This is a genomic window from Streptomyces sp. NPDC059256, assembly GCF_042753785.1.
In the GTDB taxonomy this organism is placed as follows: Bacteria; Actinomycetota; Actinomycetes; order Streptomycetales; family Streptomycetaceae; genus Streptomyces.
In genome coordinates, this window is sequence record NZ_JBHYZO010000029.1 from 31135 (window position 1) to 57114 (window position 25980).

The window sequence follows — 25980 nt, forward strand, 5'->3', positions numbered from 1 at the left end:
GGGGGTCGGCCGGGTCTCAGCGGTCTGCGGGGAGCGCGTGAGCGGCTCCCGGGGGTACGGAGACGGCGATGTCGTCGCCAGGTGCGGGAAGACCGAGCGCACCGGGATCGGGCACGGAGACCCGCAGCCGGACCGCCCCGGAGACCTCCACCACGACGGTGGCGAGGCTGCCCTCGTTGACGATCTCGACCACTCGGCCGACGATCGGTGCCGCGTCGCCCTCGGTACCCAGGCGGAGTGCCTCCGGCCTCAGCAGGACCTGCACGGCATCGCCTTCCGCGACCGCTCCCGCGTGCCGTGCGCGCAGTGTGTCCGAGGTCGCCAGTCGTACGGTGCATCCGTCCGGTCCGGCTTCCGTGCACACTCCGGGGATCAGATTGGACTGGCCGATGAATCCGGCCACGAACGCATTCACAGGGTGCCGGTAGATGGTGTCGGGGGTGGCGAGTTGTTCGACCCGGCCGGCACGCATCACCGCGATCCGGTCGCTCATCACCAGGGCTTCGGTCTGGTCATGGGTCACGAAGATCGATGTGGTGCCCAGCTCGCGCTGCAAGTGCTTGATCTCCAGGCGGAGTTGTTCGCGTAGCTTGAGGTCCAGATTGGACAGCGGCTCGTCGAACAGCAGCACTTTCGGTTGCACCACGATCGCCCGGGCGAGGGCGACTCGCTGCTGCTGCCCACCGGACAGCTGTCCCGGCATCCGGTCTTCGTACCCGGCGAGACCGACACGGTCGAGCGCCCCCGCCACGCGGATCTGTGCTTCGGCCTTCGGGCACTTGCGCATCCGCAGTCCGTAGCCAACGTTCTGACCCACTGTCAGATGAGGGAACAGTGCGTACTGCTGGAAGACCATCGCGGTGTCACGCCGGTCGGGCGGCAGTCGGTGGACGTCCTGACCGTCGAGCAGGATCCGCCCGGCGTCCGGTGTCAGAAAGCCCGCGATCATGTTCAGGGTCGTCGTCTTTCCGCAGCCGGACGGCCCGAGCAGGGTGAGGAACTCGCCGGGGCGCACATCGAGGTCGAGGTCCTCCACCGCCACCGCAGAGCCGAACTGCTTGCGAATGCCCCGCAGGGTCACGGCGTAGCCGCCCGTACGTGCTCGGGTAGCCGGCTCCTCGGCGGCGTCTACTCGTGCGATCACTTGGTACCTCCGTGGATGAACTCGGTCAGGCGAACGAACCGGGACGCCACCCCCGCGATGACGCAGATGCCGACGACACTGGTCACTGCGACGCACGCCAGGGTCGGCGAGTACTGGTACTCCATGTACTGGAGGAGTTGGATGGGCAGTGTGGTCGCGTCCCGCGATGTGAGGAACAGCGAGAGTTCGACGTTGTTGAACGAGACGATGAAGGCGAACAGAGCCCCCGCGAACATTCCCGACCGCATCAGGGGCAGGGTGACGGTGGTGAACGTGCGCCAGGGCGACGCGCCGAGATCACGGGCGGCCCGCTCCCACAGCGGATTGACCCCGAGCAGGCTCACACCCACGGTCCGCAGCACGAACGGGATGCCGATCAATGCATGGGTCACCACGAGCAGGACCGGGCCGATGAACCCACGTGCACTGAGCATTGAGATCAGCTGGACCACGGAGAGGCTGATCACGATCTCGGGCAACAGCAAGGGGCTGGCCAGGAATCCTTCCAGCGCGGCACGGCCCCTGACCGGGCCGCGCGACAGGGCATAGGCCGCGGCCGTCCCCACCACCAGCGCACATGCCGCAGAGCCCAAGGCGATCTCGGCGGACAGGGCCATGGGCAACAGCCATTCGCGGGTCAGCGCGGACTCCCACCACCGCAGCGAGAGCCCGCTCGGCGGGAAGGCGGGATAGGTGTCCGGCTGTACGGAGGTCCAGAGCACGACGGCCATCGGTACGGCGACGAACGCGAGCACCAGCGTGAGCAAGGCGGTGCGCAGCAGGATCCAGGGACGGAATCGCATCGTCACACCCCCTTCCGCGATCGGCGACCGGCGAGCAGCAGCGCGGACACCGTGGAGGCACCCACCACGAGGATGACCACCGCGACCGCCGCCGCCTGCCCCCATTCGAGGCTGACCACCATGCGGTCGCGGACCAGGGTTGCGAGTGTCTGCACCCGGCCGCCTCCGAGCACGGCCGCAGCGGCGTAGGCGCCGAGGCTGATCGCGAAGGTCAGCATGAATCCGGCGATGAGTCCGGGGCGGATCAGGGGCAGTGTGATCCGGAGGAAGGTACGTACGGGTCCGGCGCCGAGGTCGCGGGACGCGCGTTCCAGTACCGGGTCGACGCTCTGCACGCTCGACATCGCGGTGAACACCGCGAACGGCAGGAGTACATGGACGAGTCCGGCGATCACCGCGAACTTCGACCCGATGAACGCCATCGGTGCGTCGGTCAACCCGGTCCACAGCAGCATGTTGTTCACCAGGCCGTCGCCCTGGAGGAGTACCAGCCAGCCGTAGGTGCGCACCACGACGCTCGACACCAGGGGCGATACGACGACCAGGAGGACGAGCGTGCGCCAACGCGAGTCGGAGCGGACGATGAAGTGTGCGACCAGGAGCCCTGCGGCCGAACACAACAGGCCCACCACCGCCGAGATCCAGACGGTGTCCCACAACACCGATCTGAAGTAGCCGTCACCCAGGATGCTGCTGTAGTTCGCGGTGGTGAAGGGTCCGGTCACCGTCGCGCCGTCGTAGGTCAGCACACTGCTGGCGAGCAGGATCGCCGTGGGTATCGCGAAGACGGCCAGGACCCACACCGTTGCGGGCAGGGTGAGCCACGGCAGTCGGGACCGCCTCCGCGCCGCTGTGGCCACGGCCGGGCTCGTCACGGCCGTCGTCATCGCACGGCCTCCGCCCATCGTTGGCCCCAGGTCGTACGGTTGCGCGTGACCGTCTCCGGGTCTGCGATCTTGATCTTGTCGAGCTTCTCGGCCGTGGTGATGTGCTTGGCGGCGAAGTCTGCGGGGAACGGCAGGCCGGTGACCGCCGGCCCTACGTTGTAGGCGAGTGCCCAACGTCGTTGCACCTCGTCGGAGAGCCAGTAGTCGATGAACTCGTACGCCGCCTTCTTGTTGGTCGCACCCACCGGGACGCCGAGCGAACCGAGCGACGCGTATGAACTCTCCTTCGGAACCGTGTAGTCGTAGTCGGTGGTCTTGGCGTAGATCGCGGCGCGCCCGTCCAGGTAGGGGAAGAGCGTTGCGGTGCCCTTCTCCATGTAGGGGACCGCCCCCGCAGAGGCTTGTGGAGTGGCGATGGCGTACTTGGCCAACTCCTTGATCCGGGCGAAGCCCGGATCGGTGTCGGCGATCCCCCCACCGTCCAACTCGGCTGCGCTGAGCATCGCGTACACACCGAGGATGTTGGCGGGGTTGAAGATGAGTGTGCCCGAGCGGTACTTCGGATCCCACATCGTCTGCCAACTCGTCGGCGGCTTCGGGAAGAGCGCGCGGCGATACATCAGGACGACCTGCTGGACGTCCTGGATCGCACCGACGCCGTAGGTCTTGGCCCGTAGTTTCTGCGGTACGCGGGCCAGGTTCGGCACCTGCTTCGACGTCACCGGGGCGAGCAGACGGTCCTTGCTGCCCTGGTACAGCTCAAGGCTGGTCATCACGGCTATGTCGAATCCGGGGTCGCCGTTGGCGGCCCGGATGGACGCGTACTGTTCCGATGCCGACCCGGCAGCCGTGTACTTGATGCGGATGCCGGTCTTCTCCGTGAACGGTTTGGCGATCTCCTTCTGGAAAATGCTCTGGTACTCGGCGCCGTATCCCTCGATGACCAGCTCATTGCCCTTGCTGCCGCCCGTACTCGTCGACGCGCAGGCGGCCAGGGACGCGGTGAGTCCGAGCGCGAGCGCTAGGCAGGCGAACTTCTTCATGGCAGCCACACCTCCAGGATGTAACTAGTTACATTCGCTGGTGGGACTCAAGCACGCGACTGCGCGGCCAGTCAATGGCTTGTTCTGATCGCAATGCCGAAGAGGTGCAACCGCGCCGAGGAAGCGGCGGTGGCGGTCAGCCGTCGGGCCACCACCAGCCCGAGCCCACGTCCCTCAGGCCCGGGTCAGTGACCGGATGAAGCGAGGCCGCCCCCACCAGTGAGGGGCGCTGCCGCCAACCCATCTGGGTCACTGTCAGGGATCCGGCTGCGGACGTCGTTCACCAGGTTTCGCGCCGCCATGCTGAAGATCTCGGCCTGGTGCCCGCCGAGGAAGTCCGTGTGCCCGAACACCTCCAGGACGACGAGACCGTGCAGATGCCCCCACGCGCTCAGAAGGAGGGCGGTCGCGGGGGGCGGAAGTGCTCCCAGACCGTGCGGCGGCAGTTGTCCCAGATGCGTCCGCAGCGAGGGTGAGAGCGCTGAGGCATCGGCCGCTTCCAGTTGAGCGGTGGTGAACCCGTCGAGCAACTCACGCTGGAAGATCCTGCTCATCCGGATCATGGCCTGGGTGGTCGGCCCGTTGGCGGGCGCCGCGTACTTCCGCAGCGGCGTTCCGTAGAGGAGTTGGAATTGCTCGGGATGGGTGACGGCCCATCGGCGGTACTCCTCGGTCGCGACCAGCGCTCGCGCCGGGGCTGGGGCGTCCGGCGCCTCGTCGACGGCGGCCTGCACGGCGTCGGCCATGTCGTCGTACGCCTTGGTGATCAGCGCCGTGACGAGATCTGACCAGCTCGGAAAGTAGTGGTAGAGCGCCTGGACGGTCATCCCGAGGTCCCGGGCGATCGCACGCAGGGACAGGGCCGCCGGGCCGTTCTCCACGATGTGCCGCTCAGCGGCGTCCAGGATCTCTTGGGTGGCGGCGGCCCGACGCCGCTCGCGCAGGGAACGCCGAGCCGTCACCTGTTCTTCCGCAGCCATGCCACGACCCTTCGACGCCTGCTCCCGCAGGAGCACCAGAAACCTGATCCGTTAGAAAAATCTAACACTGCCAAATTCTCTAGTGCCCCGCTAGCGTCGAAATCGGCGACGAAGAATGCGACAGCGGGTCTGCCTCCGGCGCGGTGAACGTTTCCGCGGAGCTCCCCACGCCTGCCTCCGCCCCTGCTTCGGCCTGCCTGATCCCGGTCTCCGGGCTCTCACGATCAGTGCGCAAAAGGGAGATCACGCGTGTTTGAACGCATAGCCGAACTGGTGATACGCCGGCCCCGGCTGATACTTGTCATCGCCGTCATGGCTGTGGCCCTCATGGGTGCCGCGGGCGCCGGCGCGTTCGGCAAACTGCTGGAAGGCGGCTATGACGACCCCACCTCGCAGTCCACCCGGGCGGGGAAGGTCATCGGCGAGAAGTTCGGCGGGGAGACGAACCTCGTCCTGCTGGTCCGTGCCCCCGAAGGCCGGGTCGACACCCCGGCCGCCGAGCGGCACGGCCGGGCCCTCGTGGCCGACCTCAAGAAGGAGCGGCAGCTGGAGAACGTGATCTCGTACTGGGACGCGGACAACCCCGACCTCCGCTCCGAGGACGGCCGCGAAGCCCTGGTGCTCGCCCATGTGAAGGGCGATGAAACGGAGCAGGCCAAGAACGCCAAGGCCGTCATCGACACCTACTCGGGAGAGTACGAGGACGCCCTGACCGTTCAGGCCGGCGGCGGCGCCGCGGTGGGCAACGACATAGGAACCCAGGTGGGCGAGGACCTCATCCTCGCCGAGGCCATCGCCGTGCCCCTGACCCTCGTGCTCCTCCTGATCGTCTTCGGCAGCGTGGTCGCGGCCCTGCTGCCGCTGGTGATCGGACTCGTCGCCGTCGTGGGCACGTTCGCCGAGCTCTTTCTGCTCGGCAGCGTCACCGAGGTGTCCATCTTCTCGATCAACCTGACCACCGCACTGGGCCTCGGCCTCGGTATCGACTACGCCCTGCTGATGGTCAGCCGATTCCGCGAGCAACTCGCGGCCGGGGAGAGCGTGGAGGACGCCGTACGGAGGACGGTGGGCACCGCGGGCCGTACGGTCGCCTTCTCCGCCGCGACCGTGGCTGCCGCGCTCGGAGCACTCCTGGTGTTCCCTCAGTACTTCCTGCGTTCGTTCGGATACGCCGGGATCGGTGTCGTCGTCATCGCCGCCGTCAGCACCCTGTTCGTGATGCCGGCGCTGTTCGTCGTCCTGGGGCGCCGGGTCAACAGCGGTCGCCTGCCGTGGGCGAACCCGGGACGCTCCGACACCCGGGGGCGCGTCTGGGGACGGTTGGCCCGCACCGTCATGCGGCGGCCCGCCCTCACCGCGCTGCCCGTGCTCGCGGTGCTCGTCCTCGCGGCGAGCCCGCTGCTGGGCATCACCTTCGGCACGCCGGACGAACGCGTGCTTCCCGAGGACGCCCAGAGCCGTCAGGTTGCATCGGCACTGGAGGAGAACTTCAAGGGCAATGACGAAGCGGCCATCCACGTCGTCATCGACAGACCGGTGAGCAAGGCCCCCTTGGAGTCGTACGCGGTCGCGCTGTCCGGGCTCAAGGGCGTCGCCCGCGTCGAGACCAGCACCGGCACCTTCGCCGACGGACGGTCCACGACGACCGGCCCCGCCAATGCCGCACTCGGCCGCCCCGACGCACAGCGGATCAACGTGGTGAGCGCGCTGTCATCGAAGTCAGCCGACGCCCAGCGCCTCGTCGAGAAGGTGAGGGCAGTCACTCCGCCCGACGGATCACGCCCCCTGGTGGGTGGAGTCGACGCCGTACTGGTCGATTCCAAGGACTCCATCGGCGGTCGGCTCCCCCTCGCGGTGACCCTGGTCGCGCTCACCACCTTCGTCCTGCTCTTCCTCTTCACCGGTAGCGTCGTGCAGCCGCTGCGCGCGCTGCTGCTCAACCTGATCAGCCTGGGGGCCACCCTCGGCGTCATGACCTGGATCTTCCAGGACGGGAACCTCTCCTCCCTGCTCGGTTTCACGGCACAGCCGATGGATGTGTCCATGACCGTGCTGATGTTCTGCGTGGCCTTCGGCCTCTCGATGGACTACGAGGTGTTCGTCACCAGCCGGATCAAGGAACTCCACGACCTGGGCGAGGACAACGAGTCCGCCGTCGCGAACGGCCTCGGGCACACCGGACGCATCGTCAGCGCGGCGGCCGTGCTGCTCGCCGTCTCCTTCTTCGCCTTCGGTACCGCCAAACTCAGCTTCCTGCAACTGTTCGGGCTGGGCGCAGGGCTGGCCATCCTCATCGACGCCGTCGCCGTACGAGGTGTCCTGGTCCCCGCCGCGATGCGCCTGCTCGGCCACTCGGCCTGGTACGCGCCCCGCTTCCTGCGCAAGCTCCATGACCGGTACGGCCTCAGCGAGGGCGGGCCGGCGCCCACTCCCGTGACCACGCCGGAGCCCGCGACCGGGGCGCCGTACCTGAAGGACTCGACCAAGGTCTGACCGGAAGGACAGCGCTCCCAGGGCCGTGCCCGCCACCGACCGGAGGCGGGCACGGTCGCGTGGGGTTTGTTGGCTCAGCGAACCCATGGCCGGACGGCCCCGACCGCTGACAGTGCGGTGCCATGAGCCGGACCGGGGCGCTCCGACGGCCCTGAGGCCACGACGGGTTGAGGCGTCCGAGAGTGGGGCGGCGGCAGCGGCTCGTGTCAGACCTCCGTGTCATGGTGTTCATGGGCGGCGCTGACCAGCGCGCCCGCCCCCGTACCGACCGCAGTCGCACGGCTGTCGAAGGAGTGCACGCCATGCCCGGAACCGATGCCAGTCGCACCTCCCTGGCAGCCATCGCGGAGCTCCTCGCACCCGCTCGTCCAGCCGTCGCCGAGCAGGTGCTGCATGCGCACGACGACCCCACGGGATATGTCCGCGCACACGCTGCACGGCTGGCGGACCGGGGCATCGACGGGCCCGTCCCGGACCTGGCCTGGATAGCGCTCATCGACGCGCTCGACGAGCACCGGCTGCTCGCGGAGTTCGACTGGAAGGAGGACCCGGAGGAGATCCGGGGCCAGCTGATAGGGCTTGTGTCCCGCCCGTCCGTGGACCCCTGGGTGTTGGTCGACGCCGAGGAAATGCTCCTGCCGACCGAAGCGTTCCTGCACGCCTGCGGTCGGCACTATCGCGAGGTCGGCGCCGCCCTCGCCGTCCTCGACATCCAGTCGGACTGCTACCCGGTGGTGTGCCTACGCGGTTCGCGGGCCGATGAGTTGGTGTCCCTCGCGACTCGTGCGGGCTTCACCGCGGACCTCCTCGGAGCTCGGTGACCGAGTCGGAGATCTGCCGCGGTCGGGCCTCGCCCGCGGTCTTCGACGAGCAGACCGGGTGGCGGGCCAGCCCACCCGTGCGACCACCGGCGTTCCCAAGGCCGCCGATGGCACGGGGGGCTTCGCGGCCACCGCCACCTGACCTGGGCGCCGGGTCGTACGGGGACCTCATGCGCGCCAGGCCCCGTACCACCAGCGGCTCGATGTCGTACGGGGTCAGTCCTGGGCCATGGCCCGCTGAAGGCTCCTGGGCCGCATATCGGTCCAGTTCTCCTCCACGTACTCAAGGCATGTGGCACGGGTGTCATCGTTGAGGACGATGCGCCAGCCGTCCGGGACGGCCGCGAAGGTGGGCCACAGAGAGTGCTGGTCCTCCTCATTGACCAGCACATGGAAGCGCCCGTTGTCATCGTCGAACGGATTGGTGCTCATACGCGGATCCCCATCTCTTCATCGGCCGCCTGGTCTGCGGCTGCTGCTGCGGCAACGCGCCTTTCCAGGATGGAATTGGTGATCTCGCCGCTTCTGACGGCCAGGTTCGACAGCAGGGACGACGATAGTCCGTGGGTGTGCTCCGTGCCGCCCTGTAGATAGATCCCGCAACTCAGTGCGTCCGTGGTGGCCAGCCGGTAGTCCCGGGTGATGCGGTATCTGCCCTCGGCGTCCCGCAGGCAGTGGTCGCCCACGCTGCCGAGGATCTCAGAGGGGTCCATCGGGAGGTAGCCGGTGGCGCAGACCAGCACGTCGACGTCGAGGTCGTACGACTCGTCCGCGGCCAGGGAGTGCACCGTTACCCGGGTGTCGTTCGCGCCGTGCTTGACGTCGACGACCCTGGCCAGGTTGACGAAGTCCAACCGTCCCTCTTCGCTGACCTCATCGGCGTACGCACGCTGGTAGAGGTCGCTGAGCACCTCGTCGTCGACGACCGAGTAGTTGGTGTTCTTGTGGTAGTGCCAAATCGCGTCCTTCGAGCGGTCCGAGCCCCGATAGAACTCGTCGGTCGCGTTCGGATCGAAGACCTGGTTCGCGAAGGGGGTGTTGTCCGCGATGGAGTAGCCGTACGAAGGGAGGATCGCCGAGACCGTGGCGTCCGGCGCATTGTCGTGCAGAAAGCGGACGATCTCCGCGGCGCTCTGGCCCGCGCCGACGACCGCCACGCGCTTCAGCCCGGCACTACCGCGCTCCCTGAACCGGTGCAGGAACTCCGAGCTGTGCCAGACCGACTCACCGCGCTCGATCCCGGTGGGCATGCGCGGCACAAGGCCGGTCGAGATGACGATGTTGCGGGCTTCGACCACCCGGACGCCGCCGGGCCGTACCGGATCGTCCACCGCCAGTCGCACATGGCGCGCGGGACCCTTGCCGTATGCCGGGGGCAACTGGACCGCTGTGACACGGGAGTTGTAGGAGACGCGATGCGCCACCTTCGCCGCGGCCCATTCCAGATAGGAGTGGAATTCCTGCCGGGACGGAAAGAAGTCCTGGTTGTTGACGAACCGCGCCAACCGCCCCTTTGCATGGAGGTAGGAGACGAAACTGAACTCCGAGACGGGATTGCGGAAGGTGGCCAGGTCCTTGAGGAAGGAGACCTGCATCTTCGTGCCGGACATCAGCATGCCGCGGTGCCAGCTGAGCGTCGGTTGTCGCTCGAAGAAGACGGCCTTCAACGGTGTCTGCTGCTCCTCCAGCGCCACGGCGAGCGAAAGGTTCGAGGGCCCGAATCCGATTCCCACGACGTCGTACATTTCAGGTTCACGCGTTTCCACGGAATTTTCCCCTCGTTGAAGCCGGCAGTGCGGCGCCGATGATCCGGCAGATTTCCGCTGCCGGTCCTGGCAGATACATGTCGCCGTGCGCGCTGTTGATGTCGTGTTGCCGCACCGTGCCCGTGACATGTGGCCGCCACAGGCCCGCGAAGGACCCCTCGGCCTTCGGTACGGCGTTGAAGAAGAGGACGTCGCCCCGGTAGACGGGCTGGTGGAACTCGGGCATGAGCGCGGTGTGATTGACGATGACGGACACGGCGTTCGTCAGGAACGCCTCACCGTCCGCCGTACCGGACAGACCGGTGAGGTGTTCGGTGAAGTACTCCCGCAGATCAGCCGCGGTGGGCGGCTTCTGCTCATGCAGATAGCCACTGGGGACGCTGTCCAGGAGGGCGAGGAGTGCCACTTCATGCCCCTGCGCCTGGAGCGTTGCCCCGATCGCATGGGCGAGGGTTCCCCCGATGGACAGACCCATGAGGTGGTACGGGCCCTCGGGCTGCACGGCCCGTATCTCGGCGATGTAGTCGGTGACCATGTCGTCGATGGAGGCGGGTAGCGGGGTCGTGCCGTCGAAGCCCTTGGCCTGGATGCCGTTGACCGGCCGCTCCGCGGGGAGCAGTTCGGCGAATCCCAGATAGGGCCAGCAGATGCCGCCGCCGGGGTGGATCCACCACAGGGGTTCGGTCCCCGGGCCGCCCGCGCCGTCCGTGGCGCCGGGCGCGATGGACAGGACCGGGGCGAACGGGTCGACCTCGGAAACCGTACCGTCGGCCGCCCCTTCGGATTGCAGGTGTTGGGCCAGTCCGGCGACGGTGGGCGACTGGAACACGGTGCGCAGCGGCAGTTCGACGCCGAGTACCACCCGAATGCGGTTGATGAGTCTGGCCGCCAGGAGCGAGTGGCCGCCCAGGGCGAAGAAGCCGTCGTCGATGCCGACCCGGTCGACGCCCAGCACCTCCGCGAACAGGCCGCACAGGATCTCCTCGCGCGGTGTCCTGGCGGGCCGACCGGTCGAAGCGGCGCCGTAGTCGGGTGTGGGGAGCGCGCCCCTGTCCAGCTTTCCGTTGCGGTTGAAGGGCAGCTCTCCGAGCACCGTCACGGCCGCGGGCACCATGTACTCCGGCAGACCGGCGGCCAGATGACGGCGCAACTCGGCCGGCAGTGCGTCCAGCGTGGCGTCGCCGGGAGTGCCGCGCGGCACCACGTACGCGGCCAGCCGGCGGTCGCCATCGTGTTCGTCGACGACCACGACGGCCTGCGCGATCGCCGGGTGGGCCAACAGCGCCGCCTCGATCTCACCGGGCTCGATGCGGAAGCCGCGTATCTTGACCTGGCCGTCGACCCGCCCCTGAAACACGAGCTGCCCGTCCCGACCGTGCACCACCAGGTCACCCGTGCGGTACATCCGCTCGCCGGGCCGTCCGAACGGGCAGGGCAGGAATCGCCCCGCAGTCAGACCGGGGCGCCCGATGTATCCGCGCGCCACACCGGGTCCCGCGATGTACAGCTCACCGGTCCGGCCCGGCCGCACCGGGCGGAGCGCCCCGTCCAGGACGTACAGCCGGGTGTCGGGGATCGGGTGGCCGATCGGCGGCAGCCCGGTGTTCGCGGCGAGCGGTGTGCTCATGGTGGCGCAGGCCGTGGTCTCCGTCGGCCCGTAGACGTTGACCATGTTGCGACCGGGCGCCCAGGAGGCCACCAACTCGGGCGGAGTCACCTCACCCCCCACGACCAGGGATTCAACGCTGGTCAGTGCACCGGGCGACACCATGGCGAGCATCGCGGGCGGGATCATCGCATGGGTCACGGCGTGCGCGGCGATGGTCTCGGAGAGCGCGGTCCCCGGAGCAAGACGGGCGGTGTCGGCCAGCACCACGGTGGCGCCCGACAGCAGGACCGTGAACATCTCGCAGAGCGATACGTCGAAGCCGGGCGAGGCCAGTTGCAGCATGCGGGTTTCGGAGGTCACACCGAGCCGTTCCACATGTCCCCTGACGAGGGCGGCGATACCCCGGTGGGTGACGGCCACGCCCTTGGGACGACCGGTGGAGCCGGACGTGTAGATGATGTACGCGGTGCCGTCGAGTACGGCGGGACCTGCGGCGGAATCCGCGGCGGAATCTGCAGCGGTGGCCCCTTCGGTGGCTTCTGCCGCTGGTGGTTTGTTCGGTCCGTTGGTGTCTTCGGTGTCGACGCGGAAGGTGGCCACCGGTGCAGCAGCCAACGCCTCGGCCGTCGTTGCGTCCACCAGGGCCAGTCGAGCCCCCGAGTCCTCGGCCATGAAAGCGATGCGCTCGGCGGGGAGAGCCGGGTCGACGGGTAGGTACACACCGCCCGCCCGCATCACCGCGAGCAGTGTCACCACGAGGGCGGGGGAGCGCCGCAGCGCGACGACCACCACCGTCTCGGGTCCCACGCCGCGCCGGGTCAGTTCGGCCGCGAGCCGCTTCACGCGGGCGTTCAGCTCACGGTAGGTCAGCGATTCCGCCTCGTGGACGACGGCGAGTGCGTCCGGGTTCGCCGCGGCCTGGGCGGCGAACAACCCGGGAACCGTGTCCTGCGTGGTGGTCACCCCGGCGGAGGTGGTGCCTTCGGCCCCGGGCCCCGGCTCATGGAGGGCACCGATGAGTGTGTCGGGGGCGGTTGCGACCCGCGCGAGCACACGGGCGAACCGGGCGGCGATGTCCTCGGCGGTCGCCGTGTCGAACACATCGCGCTGGAACTGGAGGATCACCCGGAGGTGGGGGTCGGCGGTGGCGGCGACACCGAAGGGGTAGTGGGTGCCGTTCACGGAACTCGCAGCGGTGATCTCGATCCCTGCCGACCTGTTGGCTTCGCCGATGCCCGTCCGGTCGACGGGGAACGACTCGAAGACCGTCACCGTGTCGAACAGCACCGGCAGTCCTGCGGCCCGCTGGATGTCGGCGAGTCCGGTGTGGTGGTGGTCGAGGAGGGCGCTCTGCCGGTCCTGGAGGTCGGTCAGGAGAGTGCTGATGCTGTCCCAGGGCGTCATGGCGACGCGTACGGGAAGGGTGTTGATGAAGAGGCCGACCATGGCGTCGACTCCGGGCACTTCGGCGGGTCTGCCTGACACCGTCGCCCCGAACAGCACGTCCTGCCGTCCGGTCAACTCCGCGAGTACGAGTGCCCAGGCACCCTGTACCACGGTGTTGAGCGTGATCCCCAAGTCGCCCGCTTGTCGGGCGAGTTCCAGGGCGGTCGCGGTCGGCAGCGCGACCTCCAGTTGCCCGGTGCTGCCCTGGTCCGCGTCGATCCCGGTGTCGGGTGCGAGCAGCGTGGGTTCTTCGACCCCGTCGAGTTCGGCGGCCCAGGCGTCGATGGAGCTCTGCCGATCCCGTGTGGAGAGCCAGCGCAGGAAGTCCCGGTAGGCAGGCGGGGGCATCAGCTCTGATGCATCGCCGTGCGAGCCGTACAGCCGCAACAGCTCCTCGGTGAGCAGTGGCAGCGACCAGCCGTCGAAGAGGACGTGGTGGGCGGTGAACACCAGCTCGGCGCGGTCGGGGCCTCGTGTGATGAGGGTCATGCGGACCAGGGGTGGTGTCGCCGGGTCGAAGTGGGCGCGTTGGTCGTCGGCCAGGATGCGCTGGAACTCCCGCTCAGCCGCGCCCTCTTGGAGTGCGCTCAGGTCGTGGTGTTGCCAGGGGAGTCGGGTGTGGTTGAGGACGAGTTGGATGGGGGTGCCGGTGTGGTTGTTGGTGTAGGCGGTGCGGAGGGTGGGGTGTCGGTTGAGGAGGGCTTGGCCTGCGGTGTGCATGCGGTGGGGGTCGATGGTGCCGGTGAGGTGGTAGATGAATTGGACGTGGTAGGCGTCGTAGGTGGTGTCGGCGAGTTGGGCGTGGAAGAGGAGTCCGGATTGGAGGGGGGTGAGGGGCCAGATGTCGGTGAGGTGGGGGTAGTGGTGTTCCCAGTGTTCGATCTCCCTTTGGTGTACGGAGACCAGGGGGACGTCGGAGGGGGTGAGGCCGCCTGCGTCGGGTTGCCGCACATGCTCGGCGAGTGCCTCCAGTGCCGCACACCAGAGATCGGCCAGCTCCTGGGCGTCGCCCCTCGTCAGAACCCCCGTGGGGAAGTCGAACCGAGCCCGTAGCTCCGGGCCGCCGTCGGAGTCCGTGACATAGGCGTTCACGTCCAGGGCCGCGAGCGCGGGGAGGTGAGGGTCGAGCCCTGCTGCGATGCCCGCGGTGTCGGGGGCTTCGGTCCAGGCGAGGCCGCGGAGGTGTTCGGGCATGTCGGTGGTGGAGAAGCGGCCGAGGTAGTTGAAGGCTATTTGTCCGGTGGGGTGGGGGGCGAGTTGGGGGGCGGTTTCTTGGTTGAGGTAGCGCAGGAGGCCGTAGCCGATGCCTTTGTCGGGGATGGTGAGGAGTTGTTCTTTGATGGTTTTGATGAGTGTGCCGGCTGCGGGTCCTGCGGTGAGTGCTTCGTTGAGGTCGGTGTTTTCGATGGTGAGGCGTACGGGGTACATGGTGGTGAACCAGCCGAGGGTGCGGGAGAGGTCTGCGCCGGGGGCCACGTCTTCTTCGCGGCCGTGTCCTTCGAGGCGGACCAGGAGTGAAGACTCGTCCACTCCGCGTTCCCTACGCCATGTGGCCACCGCCAAGGCCAACCCTGCCAACAGGCCGTCGCCCGCGCCACTGCGGAACACCCCGGGCAACACCGTCAACAACGCCTCCGTCACCTCAGGCGAAACCCGGGTCTCGATGCTGTCGACCGTCGACTGGACATCAACGGCCGGGTCGAGCGCCCGCCGCCCGAGGAGGGGATCGGGGCCGTCAACGGATCCCAACCAGTACGGCAGTTCGGTGGTGCGGGTGTTGTTGTTCGCTTCGTCGTGCAGGGCGTGTGCCCAGCGTCGTAGCGAGGTTCCCACCGGGGGCAACTCGGGATGTAGTCCTTCTCGTACGCGTTGCCATGCCTGCGCCAGATCGGGCAGGAGCACCCGCCAGGACACCCCGTCCACCACCAGGTGGTGCAGCACGATCAGCAGACGGCCCTCTCCGGGCAGCCAGACGAACTGGGCCATCACTCCCGCCGCAGGATCGAGACGCCCGGTCGCCGCGTCCAACTCGACTTGCAGCACGGCGTCCTCGTCGGCCCGTCGGATCAGCGGAGCGACGTCCACCGAGCCCCGCGGCCCCACCTCAAGCCCACCGTCGACCAGACGTGAACGCAACACATCATGCGCATCCACCACCGCCCCCAACGTCAACGCCAACCCCGCACCATCGATCCCCTCGGGCAGATCGACGACGGTGGTCATGGCGAACCGGTCGGTCCCCACCCCCAGTTCAAGGAGGTATGCGCCCATCGGCAGCAACGGCATCCAGCCCTCGCCACGCCCCGCCAGCTCCGCGAGGACATCGGTGGTGGCGGCTGCGTTCACTGCGTCGGCGAGTTCGGCGACGGTGCGGCGTTCGAAGATCTGGCGCGGGGTGATCTCCACCCCCTGGGCACGGGCCCGTGACACCACCTGGATCGAGCGGATGCTGTCTCCACCGATGAGGAAGTAGTCGTCGTCGATGCCGACCCGGTCCACACCGAGGACCTCGGCATACACCTGGGCCAACGTCGTCTCCACGGGGGTGCGTGGCGCCCGGTAGACACTCCCCGTACCGACAGGTTCGGGCAGTGCGTCGTGGTCCAGAGCGCCGTCGGGCGTCAGCGGCAGCCGGTCGATGACCAGGAATTCGGCGGGGACGGCGTGCTCGGGGAGCCGTGCGGCGGCATGGGCGCGCAGTTCGGCGGGGGAGAGCCCGGCGGTGAAGTCCATGCTGGCCTCGCCCTCGACGGTGGCCGCTGGGACCACGTAGCCGATCAGACGGCGCCCGGTGCCCCGGCCGGTGTGGGTGGCGGCCACCGCCCGGGCGATACGGGGGTGTGCGCCCAACACGGCCTCGACCTCGGCCAGGTCGACCTCCACGCCCCGGATCGTGGTTCGCGCGGTGTCGCGCACGGGCCCGACCGCCCCGAGGGGCGTCTCCGGGTGGGCCAAGAGGCGGTGCAGCGTACGGACGAATCCGGTGGTGATGCCCTCGGCGGTGGACCGGTCGAAGAGGTCCGTGGCGTATTCGAGGCTGCCGAGCACACCCCGTCCCGGTACGTCGGCCATGGTGAGGAACAGATCGAACTTCGCCGTGCCCGTGGCGATCGTCTTCAACTCGGCCCGGAGGCCGCGCAGTGCGAAGTCCCCCTCCTCGATGGCCTGCCAACCGAACATCACCTGGAACAGCGGATGATGGGCGGTGGACCGGTCGGGGTTGAGGAGCTCCACCAGGTGCTCGAAGGGCGCGTGCTGGTTGTCGTAAGCGGCCAGCGCCTTGTCCCGTACCTGCTCGATGACGCGGGCGAAGGTGAGGTCGGCGGGGAGGTGGACGCGCAGCACCCAGGTGTTGACGAAGAAGCCGACCAGCTCGGCGAGGGCCGCGTCGGTACGGCCGGCGATCGGGGAACCGACGGTGATGTCGTCGCCGCTGCCGAGCTCGCGCAGCTGCACGGCGAGGGCCGCCTGGAGCACCATGGGCACGGTCGCCCGGTGTGCGGTGGCCAGTTCCTCGACGGCTGCCACGAGTGAGGAGTCGAGGGTGAAGTCGACGAGGTCGCCGCGGTGACTGGCGGTCGACGGCCTGGGACGGTCCGTGGGCAGCGGCAACGGCTGCCTGGTGTCCGCCAGTTCGGTGCGCCAGTAGGCGGACTGCCGGCCCAGGACGCTGTCGGGGTCATCCGCATCGCCGAGGAGTTCGCGCTGCCAGAGCGTGTAGTCGGCGTACTGGACGGGCAGCGGAGTCCAGCCGGGTGCGGCGCCCCGCTTGCGTGCCTCGTAGGCGGTGGCCAGGTCACGGGTGAGGGGGACGAGCGATTCGCCGTCGCCCGCGATGTGGTGCATGACCAGCAGCAGTACGTGGTCGTCCGGACCCTGCGCGAAGACATGCGCCCGCAGCGGTAGTTCGGTGGTGAAGTCGAAGGCGCGGCTCACCTCGACGGTGATGAGGCGCTCGACTTCCTGCGGGTCCGTGCCGGTGACGGGCAGGGCGAGGGCCGCCCCATCCGGGGGGAGGATGTGTTGGTGGGGGACGCCGTCGTCCTCGCCGACGAGGGTCCGCAGTGTTTCGTGCCGGGCGACCACGTCCTGGAGGGCTGATTCCAGCGCCGTGAGGTCGAGCGGGCCTTCCAGGTGCAGCACCACGGGCAGGTTGTAGGTCGCGGAAGGGCCTTCGAAGCGGTCGGCGAACCAGAGCCTGCGTTGGGCGAAGGACAGGGGAATGCGGTCCGGACGGTCGTGCACTGCCGATAGCTCGGTCCGAACTGTGGGCGGGTCGGACCGCTCGTCCGTCCGCGCCGGCAGGTGCGTCGCCAGTTCGGCGACGGTCGGCGCGTCGAAGACGGTACGGATCGGCAGTTCGGCGCCGACGACGGTACGGAGTCTGCTGATGAGCCGGGTTGCGACCAGGGAGTGCCCGCCCAGGGCGAAGAAGTCGTCGTCGATGCCGACCCGGTCCGCGCCGAGCACCTCCGCGAACAGGGCGCAGAGGGTCCTCTCCAGATCGGTGCGCGGGTCCCTGGAGCCCTCGGCGCCGCCCGTGGCTTCGGGGGCGGGCAGCGCGGCCCGGTCGAGCTTGCCGTTCGTGGTGACGGGGAGCGCATCGAGGACCACCAGGGCCGAGGGCACCATGTAGTCCGGCAGCAATGCCGCGGTGTGCTCCTGGATGTCTCCGGTGAGCTGCCCGGGATTGTGCCAGGTGCGGTGCCCTTCGACGGGCGGGATCGTGCCCCCGGGGTGGTCGTCGACGGGCGGGCGCACCGCGTACAGCGAGTACATGCCCGTTCTGGCGAGCTCGTCGGAGTTCTCCACCGTTGTGTGGAAGCCCTGGTCGTGCAGGAGCTTCACCACGGTGTTCAGACGGTCTTCGATGTCATGGACCTCGGCGACGATCTGCCGGACGAGCGGCCAGTGTTCCGGTTCGATGCCGAGCAGGACGTCGAGTTCGCTCTTCTCCGCGTCGATCTTCAGCAGGTCGATGGTGCTGATGCCGTTCTCCCTGATCATCTGGGAGAGGGTGCGCAGTTCGACGTCGACGAAGACGCTGCGCAGCCGGTCGGTCAGCAGCTCCGCGAGCATTGCGTCGTCCTCGCCCTCGGCGCCGTCCGGGGCGCGAGGGGTGCGGCGTTCGTTCTCGATGACGCGTTCCAGCATCCGGCGCTCTTCGGCCTCGTCGGCGAAGCGCCCGGAGAGCAGGGACATCTCGGGGTAGTACGTGAAGTCGGCGCGGCCGGGTTCGCGGCCGAGCGCACAGGTGGCGATGCGGACGTCGATGTCGTGCAGGTCGGCGTTGAGCGCGAACATCGCCGCCAGTTCGGGCATGGGCTCGAAGGCGTGGATCACGGCGTCGGGCCGGAGTGTGTTCACGTACAGCGAGAACATGCCGACGTGGCCGCCGACGTCGACGACGCACGCCCCCGCGGGGAGGGTCACTCCGCCACGGAGGTACTCGTTCCTGGTGAAGATCTCGTCGTACAGGAAGAGGGTGTTCGACCGGTTGCGGGCGGCCACCAGCATGCCGTTGGGCAGTTCGTGCAGCTCCACGCCGTCCAGCCGGCCCGCCCGCCGGAGCGCGACGGCCCTGGCGACATCGGCGGCGGTCCCCGGCGCAGGTACGACGTATCCCACCAGTTGTTGTCCCGTCGGTGTGTTCCGGGCGACGACGGCGGCGTGTTCCACTCCGGGGTGGGCGCTCAGGGCGCTCTCGATCTCGCCGAGTTCGATGCGCATGCCGCGCACCTTCACCTGGTCGTCGGTCCGGCCGAGATACTCCAGGTGTCCTTGCCCGTCCCAGCGGACCCGGTCCCCGGTGCGGTACATGCGGCTGCCCGGTGCGTCGAACGGGTTGGCGACGAAGCGCTCGGCGGTGAGTCCGTGCCGATGGAGGTAGCCGCGGGCCAGTTGGTCGCCCGCGATGTACAGCTCGCCGGCGACGCGAGGGGGTACGGGGTTGAGGTGGCCGTCCAGGACGTAGAGGCGGGTGTTCCACACGGGCCCACCGATCGTGACCCTGCCGGTGTCCGTGCGGGGGCAGTGGGTCGCGGTGACGTCGACGGCGGTCTCGGTGGGGCCGTAGAGGTTGTTCAGCGGCGCGTCGAGGACCGTGTAGAACTGGTCGCGCAGATGCGGCGGAAGCGCCTCACCACTACAGACGACCTGGCGCAGGCTGGTGCAGGCGCGTGCCGACGGCTCCTGGAGGAACGCCTGGAGCATGGACGGGACGAAGTGGACCATGGTGATCCGGGACTCCCGGATCAGCCGGGCCAGATAGACGGGGTCGCGGTGGCCTCCGGGTTCGGCCACGACGAGCTCGGAGCCCGTGATCAGGGGCAGGAAGAGCTCCCACACCGATACGTCGAAGCCGAGCGGGGTCTTCTGCAGGATCCGGTCGTCGGTGTTCACCTGGTAGGCGTGCGCCATCCACAGGAGTCGGTTGACGATGGCCGTGTGTCCGACGACGACGCCCTTGGGGCGACCGGTCGATCCCGAGGTGTAGAGGACGTACGCGGGATGGGCGGGGGTGAGGGGCCGTACCCGGTCGGCGTCGGTGAGGTCCGACGCATCCATGAAGCCCGGACCCATGCCGGTGCCCGTGCCCGTGCCCGTAGCCGTGGTGGTGTCCTGGAGGACCAGGGTCGGATCGTCGACCGCGATCTGTCGGACACCGCCGGGCGCGGGTGAGCTCGTTGTGGTGAGCGTGAGCAGGGGTCGTGCGTCCTCGTGCAGAAATCCGATCCGCTCGACGGGAAGGCCCGGGTCCACGGGCAGATAGGCGGCGCCCGCCTTGAGGATCGCGAGCAGGGCGACGATCAGTTCGGTGGAGCGGGGCAGCATGACCGCGATGGTGTCCTCGGGGCCGGCACCTTGGGCGACCAGATGCCGGGCCAGCCGGTTCGCGCGCCGGTTGAGCTGTGCGTACGTCAGGGTGCTGCCGTCGAAGGTGACGGCGGGGGCGTCGGGGGTGCGGGCGGCCTGTGCTTCGAACGCCTCGGGGACCGTGCTGGCCGCCACCGGTCTGGCGGTGTCGTTCCAGGCTCTGACGACCTGGTTCCGTTCGACCGGGTCGAGGATGCCGATGTCCCGTACCGGACGGTGGGGGTCGTCGGCGATTTCGCCGAGTACCCGTCGGAACCGTTCCGCTATCGATACCACCGCGTCGTGGTCCAGCACCGAGTGCTGGTGCTGGAGCGCGATCCGCAGATGGGGGTCGGCATCGGCGGTCACCGCGAGGGGGTAGTGGCTACCGCTGAACGGGGTGAGACCGGTGATGGTCACTCCGGCCGCGCTGTTGGCCTCGCTGATGCCAACGCGGTCGACGGGGAACGACTCGAAGACGACGACGGTGTCGAACAGCACCGGCAGTCCTGCGGCTCGTTGGATGTCGGCGAGCCCGTAGTGGTGGTGGTCGAGGAGGGCGGCCTGCCGGTCCTGGAGGGAGCTCAGCAGGTCAGCCGCTGTGTCCCCCGGTGCGTAGTCGACGCGTACGGGGAGGGTGTTGATGAAGAGGCCGACCATGGTGTCGACCCCGTCGACCACGGCGGGGCGGCCCGAGACGGTCGCGCCGAACAGCACATCGTGCCGTCCGGTGAGCTGTCCGAGCAGCAGCGCCCAGGCGCCCTGGACGAGGGTGCTGAGCGTGACGCCCAGTTCGGCGGCCCGACGGGGGAGCGAGATCGCCAACTCGGCCGGGAGCGGAACGTCGACCGATCCGATGTCCGCGGTGGCCCCCTCGGCTGCGGTGTCGGGAACGAGCAGTGTGGGCTCGTCGACTCCGGCCAGTTCGGCGGCCCAGGCACGGGCAGCCGCCTGATGGTCCTGCCGGGAGAGCCAGTCAAGGAAGTCCCGGTAGCTGCGTACGCGGGGCAGGGCGGCGGGGTCGCCACCCGAGCCGTACAGCCGTAGGAGATCCTGCATCAGCAACGGTACGGACCAGCCGTCGAAGAGGACGTGGTGGGCGGTGAACACCAGCTCGGCGCGGTCGGGCCCCAGGGTGATGAGGGTCATGCGGACCAGAGGTGGTGTCGCCGGGTCGAAGTGGGTCTCGCGGTCCTGGGACAGCAGCCGTTCCAGTGCGTCGGCGCCTTGCCCCGTCAGGTCGTGGTGTTGCCAGGGGAGTGGGGTGTGGTTGAGGACGAGTTGGATGGGGGTGCCGGTGTGGTTGTTGGTGTAGGCGGTGCGGAGGGTGGGGTGTCGGTTGAGGAGGGCTTGGCCTGCGGTGTGCATGCGGTGGGGGTCGATGGTGCCGGTGAGGTGGTAGATGAATTGGACGTGGTAGGCGTCGTAGGTGGTGTCGGCGAGTTGGGCGTGGAAGAGGAGTCCGGATTGGAGGGGGGTGAGGGGCCAGATGTCGGTGAGGTGGGGGTAGTGGTGTTCCCAGTGTTCGATCTCGCTTTGGTGTACGGAGACTAGGGGGACGTCGGAGGGGGTGAGGCCGCCTGCGTCGGGTTGCCGCACATGCTCGGCGAGCGCCTCCAGTGCCGCACACCAGAGATCGGCCAACTCCTGCACTTCCTGCGTGCTCAGGATGCCGGTGGGGAATCCAAACCGGGCAGTGAGGCGGGCACCGTCCCTGCCCTCGGTGACGAGCGCGTTCACATCGAGGACGGACAGGGCCGGCATATCGGCATCGGGAGTGGCGACGGTCGTCGCCGTGCCGGGGCTCTGGGTCCAGGCGAGGCCGCGGAGGTGTTCGGGCATGTCGGTGGTGGAGAAGCGGCCGAGGTAGTTGAAGGCTATTTGTCCGGTGGGGTGGGGGGCGAGTTGGGGGGCGGTTTCTTGGTTGAGGTAGCGCAGGAGGCCGTAGCCGATGCCTTTGTCGGGGATGGTGAGGAGTTGTTCTTTGATGGTTTTGATGAGGGTGCCGGCTGCGGGTCCTGCGGTGAGTGCTTCGTTGAGGTCGGTGTTTTCGATGGTGAGGCGTACGGGGTACATGGTGGTGAACCAGCCGAGGGTGCGGGAGAGGTCTGCGCCGGGGGCCACGTCTTCTTCGCGGCCGTGTCCTTCGAGGCGGACCAGGAGTGAGGGCTCGTCCACTCCGCGTTCCCTACGCCATGTGGCCACCGCCAAGGCCAACCCTGCCAACAGGCCGTCGCCCGCACCACTGCGGAACACCCCGGGCAACACCGTCAACAACGCCTCCGTCACCTCAGGCGAGACCTCCGCCCACACATAGTCGAGGGTGTCCACCACATCGATGACGGGGTCCAGGGGTCGACGACCGAGATCGGGATCCGGGCCTTCGACGACGGCTCGCCACCAGTCCAGTTCGGTGGTGCGGGTGTTGTTGTTCGCTTCGTCGTGCAGGGCGTGTGCCCAGCGTCGTAGCGAGGTTCCCACCGGGGGCAACTCGGGATGTAGTCCTTCTCGTACGCGTTGCCATGCCTGCGCCAGATCGGGCAGGAGCACCCGCCAGGACACCCCGTCCACCACCAGGTGGTGCAACACGATCAGCAGACGGCCCTCACCGGGCAGCCAGACGAACTGGGCCATCACTCCCGCCGCAGGATCGAGACGCCCGGTCGCCGCGTCCAACTCGACTTGCAGCACGGCGTCCTCGTCGGCCCGTCGGATCAGCGGAGCGACATCCACCGAACCCCGCGGCCCCACCTCAAGCCCACCGTCGACCAGACGTGAACGCAACACATCATGCGCATCCACCACCGCCCCCAACGTCAACGCCAACCCCGCCCCATCGATCCCCTCGGGCAGATCGAGCACCATCGACATGGAGAACCTGTCCATGCCGCCCCCCAGTTCGAGGAGGTACTCGGCGACGGGGAGCAGTGGCATCCAGCCCTCGCCGCCGCCCTCCAACTCCGCGAGGCGCTCGCCCTCGCCGCCCGTGGTGCCGGCAACGGTGGCGAGTTCGGCGACGGTGCGGCGTTCGAAGATCTGGCGCGGGGTGATCTCCACCCCCTGTGCACGGGCCCGTGACACCACCTGGATCGAGCGGATGCTGTCACCACCGACGGCGAAGAAGTCGTCGTCGATGCCGACCCGGTCCACACCGAGGACCTCGGCATACACCCCTGCGAGTATCTTCTCGGGCACGGAGTCCGGGGCGCGGTAGGTGCCGCCCTTGAGCTCGGGGGCGGGGAGCGCGGCGCGGTCCAGTTTGCCGTTGGGGGCCAGGGGCAGCCGGTCGAGCATGACGAAGGCCGAGGGGACCATGAACTCGGGGAGACGGCCCGCGACGAAGGTCCGCAGTTCGGGTACGGAGACGCCTGCTGTGAGATCGACGTCGATATGGCCGATGCTCTCCACGGTGCCGAGGCCGCCGACGCCCACCGGAACGATGTATCCGACGAGTTGGGTGCCGCCGGGCCGCTCGTATGTGGTGACCACGGCGTGGCCGACACCGGGGTGGTCGGTGAGGGCGGCTTCGATCTCACCGGGTTCGATGCGGAATCCGCGTACCTTCATCTGGGCGTCATCGCGCCCCGCGAACGCGAGGTGTCCTTCGGCGGTCCAGCGGGCGAGGTCGCCCGTGCGGTACATCCGGGATCCGGCGGGGCCGTACGGGTCGGCGATGAACCGGTCGGCGGTGAGCGCGGCACGGCCGTGGTAGCCGCGGCCCACGGCGCCCGCGACATAGAGTTCGCCGATGACGCCGGGCGGTACGGGCCGGAGCCCGGGCCCCAGGACGTAGGTGCGCATATTGCCGAGCGGTTGACCGATGGGCGCGCTGCCCTGGGCGTCCGGCACCGCGGTGGGAGCCACGAGCGCGGTGGCGTAGAAGCTCTCGCTCTGACCGTAGGCGTTGATGACGCGGACTCCGTCGAAAGCCTTCTGGACGCGGTCGACGAGGGATGCGGGGAGGGCCTCTCCCGCGAAGACGACCGTGTCGACGGTGGTGGTGTCCGCGATGTGGTCGATGAGCTCGGCGAAGACGGAGGGCACGGTGGAGATGACGCTTCCGGACCAGGACGGCCGTTCGCCCAGCGCCAGGACGTCACGGACGACTTCCACGGTGCCGCCGGTGCCGAGGGTGGTGATGATCTCGAAGACGGAGACGTCGAAGTTGATGGAGGTGCCCGCGAGCATGCGCGAGTCGGGGCCGATGCCGACGACGTCGGCGAGTCGGCTGACGCCGTTGACGATGCCGTGGTGGGTGATGGCGACGCCCTTGGGAGTGCCGGTGGACCCCGAGGTGTACATCACGTAGGCGATGTTGTCGGGGCGCGGCGGAGGCCCTGACAGTGGCGGAGGCTCGACGTCCGATTCCTGCGCGAGGGTGTCCAGATGAAGGCGGGGAGTGCCGTCGTCGGGGAGCGTCGGTGCCGTGGCCGTGTCCGTGAGGACGAGCTGGGGGCGCGCCTCGGCGAGGATGAAGTCAAGGCGCTTGCTGGGGTATCTGGGGTCGATCGGCAGATAGGCGGCGCCCGAGGTGAGGATGGCGAGCAGGGCGACGACGAGGTCCGCCGAGCGCGGCAGGGCCAGGGCGACGAGTGACTCGGGGCGGGCGCCGCGCCGCTGCAGCTCGTGGGCCAGATGAGCGGCGCGCGTGGTCAGCTCACGGTAGGTGAGCCGCTGGTCCTCGTGGATGACGGCGATGGCCTCGGGGGTCGCCTCCGCCTGACGGGCCAGTAGCTCGGGGACGGTCAGCCGGGGCTCGTCGATGGCCGTGTCGTTGAACCCGGCCAGGAGAGTGTGTTCGGCCCGGTCCATGACATCGACGGCACCGATGCGCGTCTCGGGCGCTGCGGTGAGGGCGTGCAGCACACGGAGGAAGCGCTCTCCGATGCCGGTCGCCGTCGACCGGTCGAAGAGGTCGGTGGCGTACTCAAGCTGGCAGCTCATGCCCTGGTCGGGGGCGCCCGCGGCGAAGTTGAACTCCAGGTCGAACTTGGCGGTCGGGGTGGCGACCGCCGTCAGTTCGGCCGTCAGCCCCGGCAGGGGAAGGTCGACGCGCGTGTGGTTCTGCCAGGTGAACATGGTCTGGAAGAGCGGGTGGTACGCGGTGGAGCGCTCCGGGTTGAGTGCCTCGACCAGCCGCTCGAAGGGCACGTCCTGGTGGTCGTACGCCCGCAGCGCGGTCCTGCGCACCCGGTCGACGAAGTCGCCGAGCGTCGGGTTGCCCGAGAGGTCGGCGCGCAGCACCCAGGTGTTGACGAAGAAGCCCACCAGGTCGGTCAGTGCTTCGTCGGGGCGCCCGGCGGCGGTGGATCCGATCGTGATGTCGTCGCCCGCGCCGAGGTGGTGGAGGGTCACGGCCAGGGCCGCCTGCATCACCATCGCCGTTGTCGCACCCCTGCCGTGCGCCAGCTCTTCAGCCGCCCTGACGAGCTCGGGTGCGATGGAGAACTCGACCATGTCGCCGCGGTGACTGGCGGTGGAGGGCCGCGGCCGGTCGGTGGGCAGCCGCAGCTGCTGGGGAGCGCCCGCCAGCTCGGTGCGCCAGTGGGCGATCTGGGAGGCGAGGACGCTGTCGGGGTCGTTCTCGTCGCCGAGCAGTTCGCGCTGCCAGAGCGTGTAGTCGCCGTACTGAACCGGCAATTCGTGCCAGAGCGGCGGCTCGTCGCGCAGCCTGGCCGTGTACGCGGCGGCCAGATCGCGGCCCAGCGGTGCCATCGACTCGCCGTCGGCGGCGGCGTGGTGCACGACCAGGGCGAGGACGTGTTCCCCGGGACCGAGGCGCAGGACCCGGGCCCGTACGGGAATCTCCGTGGCGAGGTCGAACCGGTGGCTGACGGCTTCGGCGAGTGCGGCCGTCTCGTCCTCGGGGGCGATGGCGATGATCGGTACCGGTAGGTCGAGCTCGTCGGTAGGGATCACACGCTGGGTGGGGAGCCCCTCGGCGTCCTCGACGAACACCGTGCGCAGGCTTTCGTGCCGGGTGACCACGTCGTGTACGGCTCGGACCAGTGCGTCCGAGTCGAGCGTGCCGGTGAGACGGAGGACGAACGGAAGGTTGTAGGTGGCCGATGGCCCCTCGAACCGGTCGATGAACCACAGTCGCCGCTGTGCAAAGGACAGGGGAATCACTCGG

10 protein-coding genes are annotated in these 25980 nt (G+C 68.8%); 2 read left to right on the plus strand and 8 right to left on the minus strand.

Going from position 1 to position 25980, the window contains the following annotated elements; all coding sequences use genetic code 11:
• Positions 1-16: 16 nt before the first annotated feature.
• The 5 genes from ACFXJL_RS32290 to ACFXJL_RS32310 all read right to left on the minus strand — a co-directional run bounded on the left by ACFXJL_RS32290 (position 17) and on the right by ACFXJL_RS32310 (position 4857).
• Positions 17-1144, minus strand: coding sequence for an ABC transporter ATP-binding protein (locus ACFXJL_RS32290; RefSeq protein WP_358881849.1), 1128 nt, complete (start codon positions 1142-1144; stop codon positions 17-19).
• Positions 1141-1947 (minus strand): ABC transporter permease, encoded by an 807-nt coding sequence (locus ACFXJL_RS32295; RefSeq protein WP_358881850.1) that lies wholly within the window; start codon positions 1945-1947, stop codon positions 1141-1143. The genes ACFXJL_RS32290 and ACFXJL_RS32295 overlap by 4 nt, the downstream gene beginning before the upstream one ends.
• Positions 1948-1949: 2 nt before the next feature.
• Positions 1950-2834 (minus strand): ABC transporter permease, encoded by an 885-nt coding sequence (locus ACFXJL_RS32300; RefSeq protein ID WP_384698449.1) that lies wholly within the window; start codon positions 2832-2834, stop codon positions 1950-1952.
• The gene (locus ACFXJL_RS32305) at positions 2831-3877 is read right to left on the minus strand and encodes an extracellular solute-binding protein (RefSeq protein ID WP_384633818.1); all 1047 of its coding nucleotides are present in this window, start codon (positions 3875-3877) and stop codon (positions 2831-2833) included. Before ACFXJL_RS32305 ends, ACFXJL_RS32300 begins: the two co-directional genes overlap by 4 nt.
• Positions 3878-4062: 185 nt before the next feature.
• Positions 4063-4857, minus strand: coding sequence for a TetR/AcrR family transcriptional regulator (locus tag ACFXJL_RS32310; protein ID WP_384633821.1), 795 nt, complete (start codon positions 4855-4857; stop codon positions 4063-4065).
• Positions 4858-5106: 249 nt separating this feature from the next.
• Between ACFXJL_RS32310 and ACFXJL_RS32315 the strand changes: the two genes are divergently transcribed.
• Positions 5107-7350, plus strand: coding sequence for an MMPL family transporter (locus ACFXJL_RS32315; protein WP_384698453.1), 2244 nt, complete (start codon positions 5107-5109; stop codon positions 7348-7350).
• A 302-nt stretch (positions 7351-7652) separates the two neighbouring features.
• Positions 7653-8171, plus strand: coding sequence for a hypothetical protein (locus ACFXJL_RS32320; RefSeq protein ID WP_384698456.1), 519 nt, complete (start codon positions 7653-7655; stop codon positions 8169-8171).
• A 216-nt stretch (positions 8172-8387) separates the two neighbouring features.
• Here ACFXJL_RS32320 and ACFXJL_RS32325 read toward each other — a convergent pair whose 3' ends face one another.
• Genes ACFXJL_RS32325 through ACFXJL_RS32335 form a run of 3 tightly spaced genes read right to left on the minus strand, consistent with a single transcriptional unit; the run spans position 8388 to position 25976 of the window.
• Positions 8388-8603, minus strand: a complete 216-nt coding sequence (locus ACFXJL_RS32325; protein WP_384698459.1) for an MbtH family protein — start codon at positions 8601-8603, stop codon at positions 8388-8390.
• Positions 8600-9937 carry a lysine N(6)-hydroxylase/L-ornithine N(5)-oxygenase family protein gene (locus tag ACFXJL_RS32330; RefSeq protein WP_384698462.1) on the minus strand — a complete coding sequence of 446 codons (1338 nt, stop codon included), beginning with the start codon at positions 9935-9937 and terminating at the stop codon, positions 8600-8602. Before ACFXJL_RS32330 ends, ACFXJL_RS32325 begins: the two co-directional genes overlap by 4 nt.
• Positions 9924-25976 carry an amino acid adenylation domain-containing protein gene (locus ACFXJL_RS32335; protein ID WP_384698465.1) on the minus strand — a complete coding sequence of 5351 codons (16053 nt, stop codon included), beginning with the start codon at positions 25974-25976 and terminating at the stop codon, positions 9924-9926. The genes ACFXJL_RS32330 and ACFXJL_RS32335 overlap by 14 nt, the downstream gene beginning before the upstream one ends.
• Positions 25977-25980 lie beyond the last annotated feature (4 nt).